The following is a 19,037-nucleotide window of genomic DNA, read 5'->3' as shown; positions in this document are numbered from 1 at the left end:
CATTTTGCTTGGTAGTATGCCCATGCCGAGAAGAATTCATGCGTTTATCTTTTGCGGAAATCCATCTGACGCTCGAAGCAGAACCGGATAATCTTCTGACGGTCGCGGTCGGTTATTTCGACGAAGCTCAGCATCCCCAGCAGCTTGCCCGTATCCATCGGCTTCACACGCACAACTTCGCCTGTGAAAGGAATGTGCTCGATGCTGCCATTCTTATACGTGACAAGCAGCCAGCAGGCAACGGCGGCGCCTACGCCAATCGGCACCTGGCCGTCGTATACGAATGAAATGCCGCCGCCTCCCACGTCTTCTGTCACGCCAATGAACTGAATCTGCGGGGAAAGCTTGACCGCAATTTCCAGTTCGGCCGGCACCCGCAAGAAATTTCGGCGCTGAACCTGGGTAATCGCTTCGGGCTCGGGTTTGCGCAGCTCGATAAGACGAATCACATCCCGCCGCTCACCGATCACCGATGTGGTGAAATAATGCTTCACGCCTCCTTGACCGATGTAAAACGTGCTCAGCTCATCGCCGTGATGCAGCTTCTTAAGCCGGCCTGTTGTCTCATTCATCGGAATTTCGATCACTATCGCGTTATCCGTTACATCCGCAATGCGGGATTTGTATTCAATTTTGGACTCTTCATCATCAATGCTGTTGATTTGGATATGTAAGATCTGATTGACCTTGGGCAGCAATTTCTGCACCTCCGCGACATAATATGACACAATTATACCACGTGGCTTTCATTTGAATAGCATAAAAAAGAAGCGTGGCGCGAAGCCCGCTTCTTTCGCTCATCATTTGGCCGCGTCGGCAGCGGCTTTCGCCTGCTCCGGACGGACGGTCTCGATCTTCTCTTCCACTCCCGAATCCGCATTGATGTAGACACGATAGATGTTATTGTTCATGGTTCCCGTAAACTCATGACAGAGCACTTCTTCGTCGAGCTCGTTATTGATTACTGCAAGCGACTCGCTTGACACCTTCATTTTCGGGCTAAGCTGTTTGCGCGCTTCGGCCGCCGTAACCTTAGGCTGCGGAATGGTGCGCTCCTTCTGGCCGAACAGATAGTCCGACGCCTGAAGGCCGAGCACTTCCAGCGTATCGAGTGCCACCTTGACACTTAACTGCTGCGGATAAATCGTAACATCCTTCTGGCGTTTGGCGAACACAATGTTCGCGATGTTCTGGTACTGGTCGTAGCTGACTGCGCTCATATCTTTATATTCATGCCCGTCCAGAAACTCGTTGGCGACATCGCGCGCTTGCCGCAAGTCATACTTGGTCTCTTTCACATCGCGCGGCCTCATAAAATAAATGAGCTGGCCGCCCTTCTTCGAATAGTCCAGCTGCACGTTGTTGGGGCTGCCGTCGCTGCCCGGAACGACGACGGAGAAGCTTTGATATTCGGGAGCGCCGCCGCCGTTCTCCACGATCTGCATGCCCGACGTATCGTTCAAACCGAGGAACTGCGCAGCTTTCTGCTTGATTTGATCAGCCGTCATATCGTTGCCGGAGAGCATGCTGATATTTTTTTTGGAAAAGACGCTCAAGCTGCCAGGACCCCAGTTCAACTCTTCGTAAGCCCCGACTTTTTTGTCCACGACGGTGAAGCCGTCGATAATCGCGTTATCGTGCACTTCATTCTCGGAGGCCAGCGCCAGCTCCACATCCATCCAGCGCAAGTTGTTCGCCATCACTTTATCCTGAACGCCGCGAATTTCATTCGTAATTTCAGCCGAATGCGTATACAGCGCGTTCAAGGTTTTCATTTCGTCTTCAGTCAGCGGCTGCTTGGTCATATCGCGAACGGACATCCGGTAGGAGAAATTCGCCATATTCGCTAGAAAATCTTCCGTTTTATTGAACGGAAGCAGCGTCAGCGGCAGTTGTGTAATGTCACTCTGCGCCTGGCTGGTCAGCCGCCACACATTAACAAGACCTTTGCGGTAAGAAGGCTCCGACGTTGAGTTCACTGCAAGCGTATTGCCCAGCTCCGTGTGCAGCTTATCCATGTGAAAGGAGAGGTCGTGGAACGCCCGCTGATACTGATTTTCCGCTTTGATCAATATCGTATTTTTCTCCTGATGCTCCAAGTACCCCCACACCCCAACGCCGATCAAAGCGAGCAATAGGAATGGAAACATAACAATGCTTAATCTTTTATACACGCGAATACTCCTTTCATTCCCTAACTTGCGCTTAGTTTTTGCGCGGGAAGACAGGTTTATACAAGAATGACAACAAAAAGAGGCCTATTCGTTAAGAATGGCCTCTCGTTATTCCTCGGTCTCCACTTCAAAATCCTGTTCGTTGCTGCATATGCATTGGCGAAATCCGGTTTCGATTTTGCCCTTTTCCTTCTTTCCTTTGAGGACGAACTTCTCGCCGCATTGGCGGCAGCGAATTTTAACTTTCACGCGTGTTGTCGACATGTACACCCTCCCGAACGGCTTCCGGTCTCCAGCCAGGAATTACCATCTATACCGTTCAGTATTGCCCACTTTTGCTCACTTTAATCTTGTCGTCCCTCGAAGCTATGCGCAGCGGCGAGTGTGCGTTCGCTCGGTCAACCCGCCAAATCGTGCGAATCCATAGAAACGCCATGACCGGGATGATGGCCCAGACCCAGTTCTGTGTGAACAACAGCAAAATATAATCGAACAACCCATGCCAGAAAATAGGCAGCAGCAGCGAGAACCATAAGTATCTCCGGGCCTTATGCGGGACGAATTTCGCTTTCCCCAAATAGTAGCCCATCATGACGCCGAACAGCGCATGCGCCGAAACCGGAAGCAGAGCGCGAATCATGAGCGCCGAGAACGAAGTGGCATGGAGGAAAGCATAAATGATGTTCTCCAACGTCGCATAACCCAGGCTGACGGCAACGGCATAGACAATACCGTCATAGGGTTCGTCGAAGGCCTCATGCCTGAAAATCAAATGATACAGTACGAACCATTTCAGAAACTCCTCAACGCCACCGGACAGAAGAAAGGAAGAGATGAAGGTTCCCTCGCCAAACTCTTCAATCAACGCACGCTGCAGGACCATCGTTGGATAAACGAGCAGAACACCGAATACGAACATTCGAATGACCAAATGAATCGGTTCCGTTTCGTATCGGTCCTTTAAATAAAAGTAAGCGAGCAGTGAGAGTCCGGGGGCTATGGCTGCTAGGATAATCGGCAGTGCTTGCATGGTGCGGCTCCCCCTTTCGCTTCAGACAATCGATTCGCATTCATACGGAATGTCACCTAACATTATAACATGTTCCTATGACATCGCCATGCTTTATTCCGTAAACAAGGCACGATCATTATGGAAAAGCAGCGGAATATTCCCTGTTGTGCCATTGCGGTTCTTCGTCAGAGCCAGCGAAATCGCTTGCGCATCCGCCACCTCCGCTTGTCCCGGCTGCATGATCATGACCACATCCGCTGACGCCTGAACGCGGTCAGGGACGTTCCCCTGGCCCAGCTCCAAGGCGGTCGCCGCAATAATCGGGCAATCCCACTCCCGCGACCATTGCTTGAGCGTATAGGCGATTGCCGCTTGCTGCTGCTGCCAGGTCAGGGCCGCGGCACCCTCTCCAGCCGGGATTCGCTGCAGATGATCGATGAAGATGACCGGCTCTTTGCCGACGATTAAGGCGATTCGCTCAATGGAGGCCGCCACCTGATCCAACGTTGTATTCATCGTACACTCCAGCATCCAGAGCATTTTGGAGATTCGCCCATACTGCTTGTTCGCTTCCGCCACTTGCTCCGGATCCACTTTCCCGCCCAGCACCTTCTGCGGTTCGACGCCAAGGATCCGCGCGATGCTGCGGGACCACAATTCGAAGTTCGTCATGTCCCAAGAGACATAGATAACCGGTGTCTCCTCAAGAGCGATATGATCCGCCATCTGCTTGAGCAGCATGCTTTTGCCGATCGCGCCTGCGCCGGCCAGCAAATACAGGCCGCTGCCGAAGCCGCCGAAGAGCAGATTGTCCAGCTTGGCAAAGCCTGTACGAATGCTGGCCACTTGCCCCCGGAACCGCTTCATATATTCCTCCAGATAGACGGTACTGTTCTTATTATCCGGCGCTACCGGAGCCAGCATCGCTTCTTCCACCGATTGCTGGACTAAGCCGAGGAAAGCCTCCACCGGATTTTGCGCACGTACGAAAAGATCGTTAATATCGCGAATCGTCTCCGGCAAGGAGATGATGTAGGTCTCGTTCCCCTGCTCCCGCAGGAGCGCTTCAATACGTACGGATTCTCTCCGGCCGGAATCGTCATTCCCCATACAAATATAGACGCGCTTCCCTGTGAATAAAGCCAGATGATGCTCCTTAAAAACCCCGTTGTCCGGCACGCAGACGGAAGGAACTTTGGCCTGCGTCAGAGAAAGCACATCGAAGATCCCGTTGCACAGGATGACTTCATCGGATTCTTCAAGCGCCTGATAATTGAACAAAAATTGATCGAGCCCGTACAGCGCTTTGTACTTCGGCTCTTTGTTGTCAATCGACCGTCCGATCAAGTCGACAATCTCGCCGTCGTAATTCCGGACGGGAATGATAACACGGTGCTCGAAATAATCCCCGAGCTGATTCTGATCGACATAGAAGCCGATCTTGCCGATTTCGAAACCGATTCGATACGTCTGCGCCGTGTCCTCGGTAATTCCTCTTCTGTGCAAATAGAGATAAGCCTCTTCACGCATCTGTTTCTGGTAATAAGTCAGCAAACTATCCAAATCAACCGCGGCTAAAGTAGGCGCAAGTCGTTTATGGTCTATGCTCATCATTCGTCTCCCCCATCGTCCCGACACCTGGATGCCTATATTCACTTACAATTAAAAAAAGCATCAACAAAAACAGTCGTTTTTGAAGATGCTTGTTTCATTCAACAACAAAAAAAAGAGAGAAGAGGCGTTTATTTGAAATGTTGACAGAGCACCTTAACGGCATCGTCCGCGATAATCGTCTTTCCATACTCTTCCAGCACCGCTTGGGTCACGGAAGCAGCCTCTCCATATTCGGACAAGACAGCGATTAGCGCTTGGTATTTGGCTTCTTCGAGGTCAACAGGTTCCAGCTGTAAAATATATTTCCCTTTGTATGAATACAGGGTACCGCCTTCTATGAGCAGCGGATTAATTACTTTGGATGCACGCAGCAGATCTTCAAAGTCACGGAACGCATAGGAGATCAAATCGCTTTGTTCAAGCGTTACTTCCATCTCATACACTTCTTCAGGTTCATGATCGTCATAGGCGTCTGAATTCGCATACAGATCGAGCTTGCCTCTGGTCACTATAACGACCATCCCTTGCGCCGGAAGTGCGAACACTTCGACTGCAAGCGGGCCGGACGGGTCGAATCCGAGCTCCGAGTAAGCCTGATCCATCATTTCACTGAATAGCTCGTGTACTTTGGGGATTTCTCTCCACATGTCGTCCTTTTGAATTCCGCGTTCAGTTAAGTCATCGAATGTTAGGAAAATCCGTATCTTATCCTGACTTAAGCGTTCTATTTTCATGATAGGATCCTCCTTTGAGCTTTCCGACTGGAAAGCCTGCATCGAAAGCATGGTCATCTTATTAAAACAGAATATGATAAAAAAGCAAAAATGTGAACCTCGGAAAACGAAATGGACATGTTTCCTCATATCGTTTTCACCTACATGTTAACACTATTTCAATCCAAATGCACGCGCAAGTTATGTATAAAAAGAAAAAGCACAGCCGGCCCCGTGGGTATGCCGTACTGTGCCTTCGCCTTTATCTATTGGATGGTTGACGCTTTTTCCTTGTTTGCTTCAAGAATTTCGTTCACCGTCACTCGCAAATGCGGGTCTTCTTTGACGATTTTCTCCACTTGATTCAGGCCCCCGCTAGCGTTTGCACCGGTGTTTGCCGCAGTGTTTGAAGCTGAATTGGAAGCCATATTCGAAAAGTTTTTGACGGCGGACTCGTTGAAGGATTTGTTTACGAAAGTGTCTTTTGCCTTGTCAACGACTTTCCCCATCGATTCGCTGGAAGAGCTGAACGCGGAGAATAGCATCGATTTGCTTTTGCGATTCCAATAAACGACCGCAGCCGCTCCGGCAATGCCACCTAATAAAAATGCACCTATCTTCATTGGGTCTCCCTCCATGTGAATGTAGTATGAATCCTTCATAGGTTGTGCGAGATGGGCGGAGGGCATACCTCGAGAAAGTAGGAAAACATAGGAGATATGTTCTTCGGCAAATGTGGTACTATATGTAGAGACTTATCCATTGACCTGCAAAGCTAAATAGTCTGAGGGAGAATCGTAGAAAATGAGTAAAGCCAGTGTATTATTAATCAGCATGATGCTGCTGCTAGCAGCTTGCAGTGACAATCCGCCTGCCAAAAGCGCCGCTGCTGGAGACTCGGCAGCGCCTACAACCGCCGCTGTGACAGCGCCGACTGCTTCACCTGCGGCATCGCCGACCGCAACGCCAGCTGCAAGCCCGACGCCGACGCCAGAGCCGTCCAAGCCGCCTGCGGTCACCAAGAATTATCATATGAACAAAAACTATGATATCGTGCCGAATGACCCGAACGGGAATAAAAAAGTCATTCTCTTGACTTTTGACGATGGGCCCAAAGAACTTGAAATGAATCAATCGTTGATCGATATTCTGAAGAAGCATAACGCCAAAGCGATATTCTTCCTGAACGGATACCGCATCAAGCAAAAGCCGGAGCTCGTCAAGCTTATCCACGAGAGCGGCAATATCATCGGCAATCATGCCTGGGATCACGAGAATTTGAAAGACATGCCGAACGCCCAGATCGATCAACAGGTCGATGACGTTCAAAAAATCGTGAAAGAGCTGACAGGCCAGGCTCCGCAATTTTTCAGGCCGCCTTTCGGTTCAGGCAACGATTACTTGAAAGCGAAAGTGAAAGCGAACAACATGCTTTACATGACATGGTCCAACGGCTCGCTCGATTGGGAAATGACGAACCAGAAGAACGATCCGAACAAGGTGATCGAGAATGTGATGAAGCAGCTCCACGGCGGCAGCAATATTTTGATGCATGAATTGCCATGGACGGTCAAAGCATTGGATTCGCTCCTGACGCAGCTTGAAGATAAAGGGTACAGCTTCGTCGATCCGAACTCGATTGAGCTGGAAATGAGATAAACAAGAGCCAGAACGTCCTCGGACATTCTGGCTCTTGCATTGTTTAATAGCTGATATTCACCGTTCTCGTGCTCTCTACATAGGACACATTCGCACCCAGCGTTTCGGCTAGCAGCCGAACGGGAATCATCGTCGTTTCATTGACGAGCTTCGCCGCAGAATCCGTTGTATGCTCCACACCGTTCAGGTTATAAGCATTACGGCTCGTATAGAAGATGATCGTCTTGTCATTTTTCTTGTACACCGCAGCTTTCTTCGCGTCGTCCCATTCCACCGTTGCGCCGAGCGCCGCGGCAAGGTCCCTGATGTATAGATAAGACGTGCCTTCCTGAATGTACGGCTTCTGCTTCATCGGATAGGGAATGAGGTCAACCATGTACTTGTCCGCATCCAATCCGAAGGAAACGAGGTGACTGCGGCTTAGTCCGAAGTTGCCCATCTGCAGCGTGTACGCCGCCGCGTCTTGATGCAGCTTAAGCACGCCCATACCGGCAACCGGCTCTGTACGGAACGACCATTCCTTCGAAAACGGCTGCGTACTGCCATCCGCCATCGTCGCCGTCAGCTTAATTTTGGCCGTGTAAGTGGTATCCAAGGCAAGGGGCTTGGCAGGGAGGAGAATCACCTCTCGGTCCAGATGATCGTCCTTGCCGGGCTCGTTCTTCAACAACGTGACGGCCTGTCCGCTCTCGTCATGCAGCTCCGCTTCGTCCAAGCTGACCCGCTTCACGCGGGGTCCGTTAATCGCCGCCATAATCGGGTACCCGACCGGATAATCCGCTGCGGCGTGGATGCGGATCGGATCGGGTGTCTCGTGCCCGTCGAAGACGGTCGGTACATAGCCGTCATTGCTTCCCGGCGATACGACGAGCTCCGGCGTCACACCGTCGGAGAAACCGAACTCAACGACATGATAATTGCCTTCCTTGTAGACTCCAACCTCCACGAGTCCCGGCACCATGAAGGGAGATCGGTGATAGGGGGCATCGAACAGACTGTCGATGGCTTCTACGAGCGACACGCGATTATAGGCAACGTCCTCTCCGCTCGCCCTCGTATAACCGACATACTGCATGCGTTCCGTAAGTGTCTTGCCGATAGACCCCGGCAGCGATGCATCTTCCTCGTGCAAGGATACCGACGTTCGAATCGGATCAATCTTATTGCGGGCCAAATACTGCGCATGCTTCTGGGCCGCTGTATTCAGAGCGTCGCTGAACTTCACTTTCGGCAGCCCCAGCTTAACGCGGTAATCGTTAATCGCCTGCAGCCCCTGCTGCTGTTCGGGCGTCGTGACCGTGGTGAGTGCAACCGGATTGTTCAGAACCGTGAAATCCCACGTAATCTGTACCGGCTCATAGCCATCGAAGGAGAACGTCAAACGGGCATGATAATTGCCTGGCGCCAGATCAGCTTCCGGTTTATAGACGTATTTGACCGATACGGGGTCATAGGCAATCTTCATCTCCTGATCATTCAAATAAAAATGATAGCTCTGCGGCGAAATCCCTTCGCTCAGTTCAAGATTCACGCCGATGTCCGGCCGCGCGATGCCGACATCCCCCTTCGGGTACGGCTGGTACCCATAAGAGAGCGCATAAGATGGCTTCGCCGTCCATGTGAAACTTGATAAGAACAATAACGTGATCGCCAACATTTGTATAAGTGTCATCCATTTGCGTGAGAACGTGGCCTTCATTTCCATAAATCCTCCTGTCTATGAATAAGCAAAAACAAAAAAGAAACTATGAATCTATCATAGCTTCTCTGCTAGTTATAGACAACTTACCTTCAATTGGGAGATTTTAGCTGGCATATGCATCCGAGTATTTGATTCCCCACACCGTTAATGAAATGACCAGTATGACAAACAGCCAGAGTAAAATCAGATAAAAAATCCGGGTCCATTTCCCCCGTTCAGAGGGATGCACAGCTTTGCGCGGCGGTAAATACGTATCATCTTCTTCGGCTTCTACCGGCCGCCTCCCGGACCTGGAAGGCATTCTTTCCCCTGCATTCATGCGTTCTGTTCTTCCTCCTCCTTGCTATAACGAAGTATGCAGCCCATCACGAAATCTATGATGAAATGGGCGACGATCGGCGTCCACAGGCTCCCGGTCTGCACATAGATCCAACCGAGACCATAGCTGATACTGAAAACCATCCCCGTCATCAGCCAATGCTGCAAGTACCGAATATGGATAGCCGCGAACAAGATACTGGTCCAATAAGGTCCCCAAGCATGCTGAATCGCACCGCGAAACAAGATTTCCTCACAGACCGCGACAATGAAAGAAATGACTGCGATATGCCAGAGCGGCCGATTGCCGAAAATCATTTCATTGATGCCGCCGTCATCCGACACTTCTTTAGGCACCCATCTGGAAATCAGCACGTCGACACCGAGCACGGCAATGGCGAATAAACTCCCCCATATGAATATCGAATAACCGCCTTGAAACGTGAACATCGAAATAATCTTATTATTGCTCTGAAAAAATACGATGATGATTCCGATAATAAGCGTAAGCAGTTGGGTTATGTACAGATTGAGCAATAAAGTTCGGTCATTCAGATCATTCACATCGACCTTGCCGAAGCGGATATTCTTAAAATCGAATTTTTTCATCGATACAGCCTCATTTCCTCGCATATTCCCTTTTATAACTGTTTCACCTATACTAAATGAAAAGAGAGAATAAGGAGCTTGATTATGGATAAGCGTCTTACCCGCACTGATTATTTATTCGCCCTCATGTTTATCTTTATGCTCGTTTGTATACTCGGCGCCTTCTTCTACGGATTGAAAATCGGCCAGGAGAAATCGGATCAGAAGTACGAAAAAGTGCTGAACGCCGACAAAGCGGTCGTGCAGGAACTCGGAGCTTACGACCAGCAGGTACTCGTATCTTATTACCATACCATCTTTTTGCCCTTTAGGGAATTTCAGAATAAATGGTTTGAACTGATGGGCCAAATCGAGAACGGCAATTCAACCGTCGATGCCGCCGCCGTTCTGAAAGAGCTGCAGAAGCTGGCCGATGAGAAATATACCGAGCTCCAAGGCAAGAATATGCCGGCGTCGTCTCCGCTGCTCGTGCAATCGCATCAAAGCTATCTCAAAAGCTTGAAGCTGTTCGCGGATACGCTCAAAAACTTTCAGGCCAAAGCCAACAGCATGAGCGGCCCGCAGCTGCTCGACACGATTAACAAGGACGCGTATATGCTGGAGGCCAAAACACAGGCGCTAACGTCACAGAAGAACTATTATGAAGCGATTGTAGCTTGGAACGGCACGATCGATCCGGATATCGAGAATTTCGATCCCAACAATAATGCGAATTTGGATCAATGGCGCGCCATGAATCTGAATGTCAAAAATTTATACATAACGGCCAAGCTGCTGAAAAACAAAGCCTTCACTCCGTTCTACCCGCAGGATTTGACGATCCGCATCGATGAATTTATCGCCTCCGGCCAAGTGCAGAAAATGAACATCGCCGACGTCAATAAGACGATGGAGCTGCTGCTCAGCACGAATGCCGTGCGAACCGGCGACTTCGTCAAAGGGAAAGCGAAATGGTACGGGAACGAACCGCTGCCGCAATTGCCGTTTTTCTCGGATGTGAACTAATGCCGAAAGGGAGTTAAGCGTCGTATTCGCTTAACTCCCTTTCCGTATTCTTCAATCGTATTGGAAACCACGCAGCATACCAACGGCAGCCATGCCGCCATCCACATTAATGACGCGCTCGAAGCCGTTATCCAGCAAGTACTCCGCCACCCGATAGCTGCGCACGCCATGCGCACACACCAGATAAATATCTTTATCATCCGGGAGTTCCCCTAAGCGGTGCGGAATTTGCCCCATCGGAATGAGAAGAGCCTCCTCCAGATGATAATAGTCCCATTCATGCTGTTCCCGAACATCGATAATTACGCTATTCTTCAATTCCTGCCCCTGCAGAGCTTCGACAAACTTCTGCGGATGCATACTGGTTACTTCCATGTTCGGCACTCCCTTTCGGCTGCTGTCATTCGAGCAGCATCTGTTTATTCAGTACGATATCGAATTATAAGCCAAAGTTCAAGCAAAAATAGCATTGCTTTCTCATCAAGCTTACTATAAAATAAACAAAAAGCTTTGGAGTCAGGCGCCAGACAGTTAATTATTTTTTTCCTGTAAAAATGATTCGACATGTATTGACACGACTTCAAACGCATGGTAATCTAATGAAAATCAAAATTGCATTACAGTAAAGCGTTGACGGAGCCAAGCAAGCAAGTAGCATTCAGAGAGCCAATGGGTGGTGAGAATTGGCAGCGAACTTTTTGCGGAGCACTCCAGAGTTATTGCATTGAACATGAGTAGATGCAATCGGACAAGGAACACGTTACCGTTCCAGGTCGCAAGACCGATTGAGGCTTCCCATGCGAATGGGCGGCGAACTAGGGTGGTACCACGAAAGCAATCTCTCGTCCCTTTGGATATAGACCTACGTGTCTGTTCCGGAGGGTTGGGAGTTTTTTTTATGTTCATATTCTAAGGAGGGTTCTAATTTATGTTCAAGGTTCTAGTATCCGATCCAATTAGTGACATGGGAATTCAAATGCTTTATGATGCAGCTGATGTTGAAGTGGTCAAACAAACAGGTCTGTCCGAAGATGAGCTTGTAGCTATTATCGGCGACTATGACGCCCTGCTCGTTCGCAGCCAAACCAAAGTAACCGAGAAAATCATGGCGGCTGCCGGCAAGCTCAAAGTTATCGGCCGCGCCGGTGTCGGCGTCGACAACATTGATCTGGAAGCTGCAACCAAACGCGGTATCATCGTGATCAATGCGCCGGACGGCAACACCATCGCAACCTGCGAGCTGACATTCGCAATGATGATGTCCACTGCGCGTATGATTCCGCAAGCCTACAAGAAAACGGTCGGCGGCGAATGGGACCGCAAATTTATCGGTGTTGAGCTTCGCTACAAAACACTCGGTATTCTCGGTATGGGACGTATCGGAAGCGAAGTGGCCAAACGCGCCAAAGTCTTCGGCATGGAAGTGATCGGGTATGACCCGTTCTTGACGGAAGAGCGCGCTGAGAAGCTGGGCGTTAAGCTTGGAACCGTGAATGAAATCGTGCAGAAAGCGGACTTCATCACCGTGCATACACCGCTGACGCCAGAAACGCGCCACCTGATTTCGAAGCCGCAATTCGAAATTATGAAACCGGGCATGCGCCTCATCAACTGCGCACGCGGCGGTATCATCGACGAAATGGCGATGGTCGAAGCGATCGATCAAGGCATCGTGGCCGGCGCTGCGTTCGACGTATTTGAGGTGGAGCCTCCGCAGAAGGATCACCCGTTCTTGAACAACCCGAAAATCATCGTCACCCCTCACCTTGGCGCTTCGACAATTGAAGCTCAAGAGAACGTTGCGATCGACGTTTCCGAGGAAGTGCTTCATATTCTGCGCAACGAGCCGTTCAAAAACGCGGTGAACTTGCCTCCGGTCGCACCGAACGTCTTAAGCAAGCTGCAGCCTTACTTCGGTCTCGGCGAAAAAATCGGCTCCATCCTTGGCCAAATCACCCAAGGCGCCGTATACGAAATCGTCGTTAACTATGCCGGCGACCTGATGGATGTGGATACAGGCCAATTAAATCGTTATATCGTCAAAGGTGTGTTCGAAAATCAACTGGAAGGCGTCAACATCGTCAATGCCATGCACTTGGCGAAATCGCGGGATGTCAACATCGTCGTTCAGAAATCGAACACAGCGAGCTCCTTCACGAATCTCGTTACCGTTACGGTCAAAACGAAACAAGAAGAGAAAACACTTGCCGGTACATTACTGGCCGGCTATGGAGAGCGCATTGTACGCATCGACCAATATCCGGTTGACTTCTCCCCTGAAGGCAATCTGCTGCTCATCTCCCACAACGATAAACCGGGTATCATCGGTCGTGTAGGAACGCTTCTCGGCAGCAACAATGTGAACATCGCGACCATGCAGGTCGGACGTAAGGTGATCGGCGGCTCTGCCATCATGCTGCTGACCATCGATAAACCAGCTCCTTCCGAAGTATTGGCTGAGCTGACCAAACAAGCCGAAATCGTGAATGTTCGCGCTCTGACGGTGTAAAGCCGAAGGCTTAAGGTTCAAAGTGTTTCACGAACAACAAGATTTTGTCTGAATATTCTACAAAATGAAAAGGCGTTTGCGGAGAAAACCTCCAGCAAACGCCTATTTTATGTCGAAATTGTGACAAAAGTGTTATTTCGGCTGACATGGCAGCAGCAGCGTAAAGGTCGTCCCTTGGCCTACTGCGCTTTGCGCCGTGACAAGGCCGTAATGAGCCTCTACGATGTTCCTGACGATAGCAAGCCCCAGTCCCGTTCCTCCGGACGAACCGCGTGTGCGGGCCTTATCCGCCTTGTAGAAGCGCTCGAAGATGAACGGCAGGTCGTCGGCCGGAATGCCCTGTCCTTCGTCGGACACTTCGATCCGGATCGCAGGCTTGCCCTTATACGCTGCCTGCTCTCCCTTCATGGCAATACGCGCTCCGGAGCCCGTATGCCGGAAGGCATTATCGAGCAGGTTCGTCAGCACCTGCTCCAGCCGGTCCTCATCCGCACGGCTGAGGATGAGCGGCTCTTCCGGCAGCGCCAGATTCAGTGCGATGCCGCGCTCTTTGGCCAGCACCTGGAACTTGCGCTGCATCCGCTTCAACAGGGAGTCGACTTCGACCTCCCTGAACACCATCTCGAGATGGCCGGCCTCCATCCGGGCCAGATCGAGCAGGTCGCGGACGAGACGTCCCATGCGGAGCGACTCGTCGTGAATGACTTGCACCAGCTCCACGCGCTCCTCCGGCGTGGAGGGGATATCGTCGAGCAGGGCTTCGCTATAGCCCTGCAGCATCGAGATCGGCGTACGCAGCTCGTGCGATACGTTCGCCACGAAGTCTTTACGCATCTTATCGAGGAGCTCCTCCTCCGTTACGTTACGAAGAACGGCTACGGCGCCGCGCACCTGCTCACTCTGCTCGCTCGTATAGAGCGGCGTCATGGCAACGGACCAGACGCTGTTCTGGACGTGAATCTTCGTGGCGGCTTCCTTGGACTCGTCGACGACCGCCTCGAACAGCGGAATGAGCGGCACCGGAATCGGAATCAGATACGGGTTGCTGTAGCTTACCAAGCCCCAATCGCCAAGGGCCGTATCCGGCTTGCGGAACCGCCTCGTTTCTTCCTCGTCCTCGGACCATTCAATCTCGCTCCACTCCTGCACGATCTTCTCCCCTTGGGGATTCGTCAGCATCACGGAGCCGTTCGCATCAAGCGTAATCACGGCGTCCGTCATACTGTGCAAGATGCTTGACAAGTGCTCCTTCTCCTGGGACAGCGCGCGGATGCTTTCCTGCATTTTCTCGCCCATATGATTGAACGTTTTGGCAAGCTCGCCGATCTCGTCTTTGGACACGATGGGCACTCTCGTGCCATACTCGCCCATCGTAATGAAATCCGCCGCTTTCTTCAATTGCTGCAGCGGCCTTGTAATTCGCGAGAACAGGAAGAACGCGAAGGACGTCGTCATGAGGAAGCCGACGATCGAGACATAGATGAACAGCCGCAGCATGTATGCTTGCGTCGCTTCAAGCGACTGCAGCGATTGATAAATCAAGGTCGCCCCTACGATATTCCCCTGTAGATTTCGCAGCGGCACTGCGACAACAAGGTACATATCCCCGTTATCGAAGCGGCCTTTACCCGACTTGTGAATCTGCTTCCCGATGCTTTGACCGCTAAACACTTGGCGAAGCTCGGCTTCCGTATAGAAGTCCGTCGCATGGAAGCTGTCAAGGGTGGATGACTGCGTCGAAGGCATGATCATTTCTTTCATATCCGTGGAAATGACAAGCATCTTGGCGTCTTGAAAGCTCAATAATTCGTTGCTTAATTGATAAAACTGCTCGTTGTACATGTGATGGGAAGCTTCCTCCGAGAAATTCCGGGCCAGCTTCTCCATGTTCTCTTTCTGATCTTTGGCCTGTGAAAAATAATTTCCCATATAATTGACAAGAAAAAGACCTAGTATGAGCAGTACTACCCCAACTAGGCCAATGATCGTGAGCCACAGCTTACCTACGACGCTTCTGAAAATAAACACGTTATTTCGGCACCTCTAGCTTATAGCCTACTCCCCATACCGTCGTAATCATCGCTGCAGCGTCCGGGGAAACTTTGTTTAATTTTTCACGGAGTCTCTTCACGTGGGTATCCACCGTCCGCAGATCTCCGAAAAACTCATAGTTCCATACATCCTTGAGCAATTCTTCACGCGAGAACACTTTGTCCGGCGATACGGCCAAGTAGTGCAGCAGCTCGTACTCCTTCGGAGTCAACGCCACTTCCTGCCCGCCTGCCGTTACCCGGTGAGCGTCGTGCTCGATAATCAAGTTCGGGAACACGATATTGTTGCTGGAACTCGCATCCTTCGACAAGTACGCCGTCGCCGAGGAGCGGCGAAGAATCGCTTTGACCCGGTAAATCACTTCGCGCGGGGAGAACGGCTTCACGACATAGTCGTCAGCGCCGACTTCAAAGCCGGAGACCCTGTTCGTCTCCTCCCCTTTGGCCGTCAGCATAATAACCGGCGTAGACTTCACCTGACGCAGGCGCGCGCACACTTCAATGCCGTCGATGCCGGGAAGCATCACATCGAGCAGCACGAGGTCATAATCCGTTTCCGTCGCCATGCGCAGCGCGGATTCGCCGTCTTCCGCCTCTTCGATGATATAGCCTTCTTTCTCCAAATACATGCGCAGCAGCCGGCGAATCCGTTCTTCATCATCAACTACGAGTATGCTGGCTTTCATTTCCATGGAGCTTCACATCCTTCTCTGAATTAAGTTCGATGAATTATACACCTGCATAGGAGTGCAGCCCTGCAATAACAAGGTTTACCCCAACTAACGTAAACATAACCACGATAAAGCCAATGACCGTGAGCCAAGCGGATTTCTTGCCCTGCCACCCTTTGGACAAGCGAAGGTGCAGGAACACCGCGTAGAATAGCCAGGTGATAAGCGCCCACACCTCTTTGGGATCCCAGCCCCAGAAGCGGCCCCAGGCCTCCTGCGCCCAAATCATAGCGAAAATCAATGCGCCCAGCGTAAAGATCGGATAGCCGATCGCAATCGCCCTGTAAGAGATCTCATCGAGATCCTCGGGATCCATGCCTTTCACGACCGGACCGATCGCAGCGCCCAATGGCTTGCGGGCGACGAGCCGTGCTAAAACGTACAGCACTAGCCCGCCGAGTACCGACCAGATGACCGTATTCAGCTTACGGCCTGCGCTTGCGCCTTCCATCCAGGACGGCGCCGTGAATAGAGGCTCGGTCATGCCGAGAAACGGCTTCATTTCTACAACTTTCGTGTCGTAAGGCTGCACGATAGGCGGCAGTACATACGTTTCATTCGTCGTATTCGTTTGCTGCTGGCCTTGCGCATCCACGACGACCACTTCTTTGGCGAATACCGCTTTATAGCCGGACCCGTTGAATGTGAAAATAGACGCGATGAAGGCGACCAGCATCAAGATGAAAAAGAGCGTAAGCTCGACGCCCCTCTGCTCGCGTTTGTCGGTCTCGGAAGTTCCTTTGTAGTCAACCGCACGCAAGAGGTACATGAGCCCGCCGGCAAAACCGACTCCGAAGAACGCCTCGCCGGCTGCCGCCGTGGTCACGTGAATTTTGAGCCAGTAGCTTTGCAGAGCCGGTATTAACGGCTGAACTTCGCTCGGGAACACCGAGGCGTAAGCGATGATGATGAAGCCGATCGGCAAGGCGAAGATCCCCAGCACCGGCGTACGATAGATCAGGTAGACGATCAAGAAGGCAAACATGATCATCATGCCTAAGAACGTCATGAATTCATACATATTGGAGGTTGGGATATGCCCCGCTTCCGCCCATCTCGTGAAGAAGAAGGTGACTTGGCACGCAAAACCGAGTACAGCGGTCAGGTAGGCGACGAACCCCCATTGTTTCTGATGCTTCTCCGGATCTCTGTTGCTCCATTTCTTCCCTGTGATCGACAGGACGAATAGCAGAAACGCAACCAGGTAAACGAAGAAGGCGATAAGCAAAAAGGTGCTGCTGACGGAATTGAGATTCACCCCTGATTCCCTCCATTATCTAATGATTTCGGCAATACTTCGATATGATTTTTCTTCAAGGCTGCGGCAACCTCGTTGCGCAAACCGAACCAGTTCTTATTCGTATGTCCGCCAAGCGTTAGCTTGCCTCCGTCAATGCGGATCCAAATGCGGCGGTGCTGCCAGTAGAAGCCCATAATGACCCCGATCATGAAGATCGCGGAACCAACCCAAATATACGGCATCGCCTTGTCCACCCGAAGATTCAAATACGTCGTATATTCGGACAGCTTCACGCCTTCCATCGAACCGACGGACAGCTTCAGCTTCTGGGCGACCGCACCGTTAATGGTATCCTGCGAGAATGCTTCTTTATCGATCTGTCTCGGGAAATACAAATACGGTTCGCCGGCGGCCGCAAGACCCGGACCGGTAATCGAGAAAATAAACGCCGGCGCCTTCGGCTCGTTGGACTTGGAAATCGGCTGTCCCTTCTCGAGACCGAATTCCGGGAAGTAGCCTTTCAGCGTCAGCGTGTACGGGCCGACCTTGTAGACATCCTTCGGGTTGTTCATCGGCAGCTCGAAACTGCCGTACTGCTCTCCCGTTGCCGGATTGCTCAGGGTCGGCTTCACCGAGATGAGCAGCGGTGCGTATTTATAATCAAATTGATACGCTTGCAAGCCTTTGTAACTCAAAGGATGATTCACCAAAATATCGGCTTTGTGCACTTCTTCCAGAACCGGTTCCTTGGTGGGATCATCGCAATTGGCCGAACAGTGGTACAGGACAGCTTTGGTTTCATACGTCTTCGCGACCACCTGCCCTTTGGCCTTCACGCTTTCCGGCAATTCCTTCTCATCATAAAGCTCTAACGTGAACTTCTCATTCTTGATAAAATAAGACGTATGCGGAATTTGTTTCGTTTCCCCTTCGAGAACGCCCATGTATTCATCCATGTGCCAACCGGGGATGCTCCGCATAAGCACGCCTAAGAGAAAAATAATCAGCCCGATATGATTGATATAAGGGCCCCAACGGCTGAAACGGTATTTCTCCGCAAGCAGCGCCGATCCGTCCGTATGTACGCGGTAGTTTTTTTTGCGCAAAATTGCCCCGAACTGATTCGTCCATTCGGTTTCATTCGTGCCTGGAGGCAGCTCTGCGGCGAGCGTCACTTTCTGTCTCGTCAAGAAATTGAGATGCTTGCGGATTTGCTGCTTCGATAAAGCCCGGTAAAGCGGCAGCACCCGGTCCAGAGAACAGATGACGAGGGAAGTACCGATCATGAACAAGAGGGTGATGAACCACCACGAACTAAACGTATGTGAAAAGCCGAGCTGATAATAGATCGTCCCCAGCTTTCCGTAGCTTTGCGCATAGTATTGGGCAGGGTCCATATCCAGGAACGTATTTTCTTGGGGATAGATCGTTCCCACAGCCGACGCCAGGAGCGTTATGAAAATGATCCATACCGCTATTTTAACCGAGGAGAAGAAATTCCAGACTTTATCCAGCAGAGAGGGATTCGATTTCTGTGAACGGCGGGCCATCCCGTCATAACGCATTTCCAGAATATCTCGGCCTTCGCTATCAATCAGCGGATTGCCGCAAGATTCGCAGAGCGTTGTGCCGGTGGGATTCTGATGCCCACAATCGCATTTGGTGTTGTAAAACATGACGACCTCCCGATAACTCTATGA

The 19,037-nt window shown here is 51.1% G+C and carries 18 protein-coding genes and 1 other annotated feature; of the genes, 3 read left to right on the top strand and 15 right to left on the bottom strand.

Features of this window, described 5'->3' with window-relative positions; all coding sequences use genetic code 11:
- Positions 1–44: 44 nt before the first annotated feature.
- The 7 genes from PUT07_RS11195 to PUT07_RS11165 all read right to left on the bottom strand — a co-directional run bounded on the left by PUT07_RS11195 (position 45) and on the right by PUT07_RS11165 (position 6,136).
- Positions 45–728: a flagellar brake protein gene (locus PUT07_RS11195; protein WP_274468057.1), complete on the bottom strand. Its 684-nt coding sequence runs from the start codon at positions 726–728 to the stop codon at positions 45–47.
- Positions 729–800: 72 nt separating this feature from the next.
- Positions 801–2,174 carry a germination protein YpeB gene (gene ypeB / locus PUT07_RS11190; protein WP_274468055.1) on the bottom strand — a complete coding sequence of 458 codons (1,374 nt, stop codon included), beginning with the start codon at positions 2,172–2,174 and terminating at the stop codon, positions 801–803.
- 108 nt (positions 2,175–2,282) lie between these two features.
- Positions 2,283–2,438, bottom strand: coding sequence for a hypothetical protein (locus PUT07_RS11185; protein WP_274468054.1), 156 nt, complete (start codon positions 2,436–2,438; stop codon positions 2,283–2,285).
- Positions 2,439–2,493: 55 nt separating this feature from the next.
- Entirely contained in the window at positions 2,494–3,204 is a 711-nt protein-coding gene (prsW, locus tag PUT07_RS11180) for a glutamic-type intramembrane protease PrsW (protein WP_274468052.1), read from the bottom strand.
- Positions 3,205–3,297: 93 nt separating this feature from the next.
- The gene (locus PUT07_RS11175; protein WP_274468050.1) at positions 3,298–4,800 is read right to left on the bottom strand and encodes a DnaB-like helicase C-terminal domain-containing protein; all 1,503 of its coding nucleotides are present in this window, start codon (positions 4,798–4,800) and stop codon (positions 3,298–3,300) included.
- Between the two features lie 128 nt (positions 4,801–4,928).
- Positions 4,929–5,534, bottom strand: a complete 606-nt coding sequence (locus PUT07_RS11170) for a genetic competence negative regulator (RefSeq protein WP_274468049.1) — start codon at positions 5,532–5,534, stop codon at positions 4,929–4,931.
- A 245-nt stretch (positions 5,535–5,779) separates the two neighbouring features.
- Positions 5,780–6,136, bottom strand: coding sequence for a hypothetical protein (locus PUT07_RS11165; protein ID WP_274468048.1), 357 nt, complete (start codon positions 6,134–6,136; stop codon positions 5,780–5,782).
- A 181-nt stretch (positions 6,137–6,317) separates the two neighbouring features.
- On the opposite strand from PUT07_RS11165, the gene PUT07_RS11160 reads away from it, so the two are divergent.
- Complete coding sequence (locus PUT07_RS11160; RefSeq protein ID WP_274468047.1) at positions 6,318–7,172, top strand: polysaccharide deacetylase family protein; 855 nt, start codon at positions 6,318–6,320, stop codon at positions 7,170–7,172.
- Between the two features lie 43 nt (positions 7,173–7,215).
- Here the strand turns inward: PUT07_RS11160 and PUT07_RS11155 are convergent, their stop codons facing one another.
- The 3 genes from PUT07_RS11155 to PUT07_RS11145 form a co-directional block, all read right to left on the bottom strand.
- Complete coding sequence (locus tag PUT07_RS11155) at positions 7,216–8,871, bottom strand: stalk domain-containing protein (protein WP_274468046.1); 1,656 nt, start codon at positions 8,869–8,871, stop codon at positions 7,216–7,218.
- Between the two features lie 106 nt (positions 8,872–8,977).
- Positions 8,978–9,193 carry a hypothetical protein gene (locus PUT07_RS11150; RefSeq protein WP_274468045.1) on the bottom strand — a complete coding sequence of 72 codons (216 nt, stop codon included), beginning with the start codon at positions 9,191–9,193 and terminating at the stop codon, positions 8,978–8,980.
- A complete protein-coding gene (locus PUT07_RS11145; protein ID WP_274468044.1) occupies positions 9,190–9,801 on the bottom strand; it encodes a CPBP family intramembrane glutamic endopeptidase in 612 nt (203 codons plus the stop codon). The genes PUT07_RS11150 and PUT07_RS11145 overlap by 4 nt, the downstream gene beginning before the upstream one ends.
- Before the next feature lie 84 nt (positions 9,802–9,885).
- Here PUT07_RS11145 and PUT07_RS11140 point away from each other — a divergent pair, with 84 nt between their 5' ends.
- The gene (locus tag PUT07_RS11140; protein WP_274468043.1) at positions 9,886–10,806 is read left to right on the top strand and encodes a hypothetical protein; all 921 of its coding nucleotides are present in this window, start codon (positions 9,886–9,888) and stop codon (positions 10,804–10,806) included.
- Positions 10,807–10,857: 51 nt separating this feature from the next.
- On the opposite strand, the gene PUT07_RS11135 is transcribed toward PUT07_RS11140, so the two are convergent.
- Complete coding sequence (locus PUT07_RS11135; RefSeq protein WP_274468042.1) at positions 10,858–11,181, bottom strand: rhodanese-like domain-containing protein; 324 nt, start codon at positions 11,179–11,181, stop codon at positions 10,858–10,860.
- 246 nt (positions 11,182–11,427) lie between these two features.
- Positions 11,428–11,659 (top strand) — a binding site (T-box leader).
- 75 nt (positions 11,660–11,734) lie between these two features.
- Here PUT07_RS11135 and serA point away from each other — a divergent pair.
- On the top strand, positions 11,735–13,315 hold the full coding sequence (gene serA, locus PUT07_RS11130; protein WP_274468041.1) for a phosphoglycerate dehydrogenase: 1,581 nt from the start codon (positions 11,735–11,737) through the stop codon (positions 13,313–13,315).
- A 132-nt stretch (positions 13,316–13,447) separates the two neighbouring features.
- On the opposite strand, the gene PUT07_RS11125 is transcribed toward serA, so the two are convergent.
- From PUT07_RS11125 to resB, 4 genes are read right to left on the bottom strand one after another with little or no spacing between them, the layout of a single operon-like run.
- A complete protein-coding gene (locus tag PUT07_RS11125) occupies positions 13,448–15,343 on the bottom strand; it encodes an ATP-binding protein (protein WP_274468040.1) in 1,896 nt (631 codons plus the stop codon).
- A gap of 1 nt (position 15,344) precedes the next feature.
- A complete protein-coding gene (locus PUT07_RS11120) occupies positions 15,345–16,058 on the bottom strand; it encodes a response regulator transcription factor (RefSeq protein ID WP_274468039.1) in 714 nt (237 codons plus the stop codon).
- A gap of 37 nt (positions 16,059–16,095) precedes the next feature.
- Complete coding sequence (gene ccsA, locus PUT07_RS11115) at positions 16,096–17,355, bottom strand: cytochrome c biogenesis protein CcsA (protein ID WP_274468038.1); 1,260 nt, start codon at positions 17,353–17,355, stop codon at positions 16,096–16,098.
- A complete protein-coding gene (gene resB / locus PUT07_RS11110; RefSeq protein ID WP_274468037.1) occupies positions 17,352–19,013 on the bottom strand; it encodes a cytochrome c biogenesis protein ResB in 1,662 nt (553 codons plus the stop codon). The genes ccsA and resB overlap by 4 nt, the downstream gene beginning before the upstream one ends.
- Positions 19,014–19,037: the final 24 nt, after the last annotated feature.

It is taken from the genome of Paenibacillus sp. MAHUQ-63, assembly GCF_028765165.1.
Lineage (GTDB): Bacteria > Bacillota > Bacilli > Paenibacillales > NBRC-103111 > Paenibacillus_E.
This window is presented reverse-complemented; position numbering and strand designations above follow the sequence as displayed.

Coding starts and splice junctions, on each gene's coding strand:
- PUT07_RS11175 (WP_274468050.1), bottom strand. CDS start 4,800: ATGATGAGCATAGACCATAAACGACTTGCGCCTACTTTAGCCGCGGTT.
- prsW (WP_274468052.1), bottom strand. CDS start 3,204: ATGCAAGCACTGCCGATTATCCTAGCAGCCATAGCCCCCGGACTCTCA.
- PUT07_RS11160 (WP_274468047.1), top strand. CDS start 6,318: ATGAGTAAAGCCAGTGTATTATTAATCAGCATGATGCTGCTGCTAGCA.
- serA (WP_274468041.1), top strand. CDS start 11,735: ATGTTCAAGGTTCTAGTATCCGATCCAATTAGTGACATGGGAATTCAA.
- PUT07_RS11140 (WP_274468043.1), top strand. CDS start 9,886: ATGGATAAGCGTCTTACCCGCACTGATTATTTATTCGCCCTCATGTTT.
- PUT07_RS11145 (WP_274468044.1), bottom strand. CDS start 9,801: ATGAAAAAATTCGATTTTAAGAATATCCGCTTCGGCAAGGTCGATGTG.
- PUT07_RS11185 (WP_274468054.1), bottom strand. CDS start 2,438: ATGTCGACAACACGCGTGAAAGTTAAAATTCGCTGCCGCCAATGCGGC.
- PUT07_RS11150 (WP_274468045.1), bottom strand. CDS start 9,193: ATGAATGCAGGGGAAAGAATGCCTTCCAGGTCCGGGAGGCGGCCGGTA.
- PUT07_RS11170 (WP_274468049.1), bottom strand. CDS start 5,534: ATGAAAATAGAACGCTTAAGTCAGGATAAGATACGGATTTTCCTAACA.
- resB (WP_274468037.1), bottom strand. CDS start 19,013: ATGTTTTACAACACCAAATGCGATTGTGGGCATCAGAATCCCACCGGC.
- PUT07_RS11155 (WP_274468046.1), bottom strand. CDS start 8,871: ATGAAGGCCACGTTCTCACGCAAATGGATGACACTTATACAAATGTTG.
- PUT07_RS11120 (WP_274468039.1), bottom strand. CDS start 16,058: ATGGAAATGAAAGCCAGCATACTCGTAGTTGATGATGAAGAACGGATT.
- PUT07_RS11165 (WP_274468048.1), bottom strand. CDS start 6,136: ATGAAGATAGGTGCATTTTTATTAGGTGGCATTGCCGGAGCGGCTGCG.
- PUT07_RS11135 (WP_274468042.1), bottom strand. CDS start 11,181: ATGGAAGTAACCAGTATGCATCCGCAGAAGTTTGTCGAAGCTCTGCAG.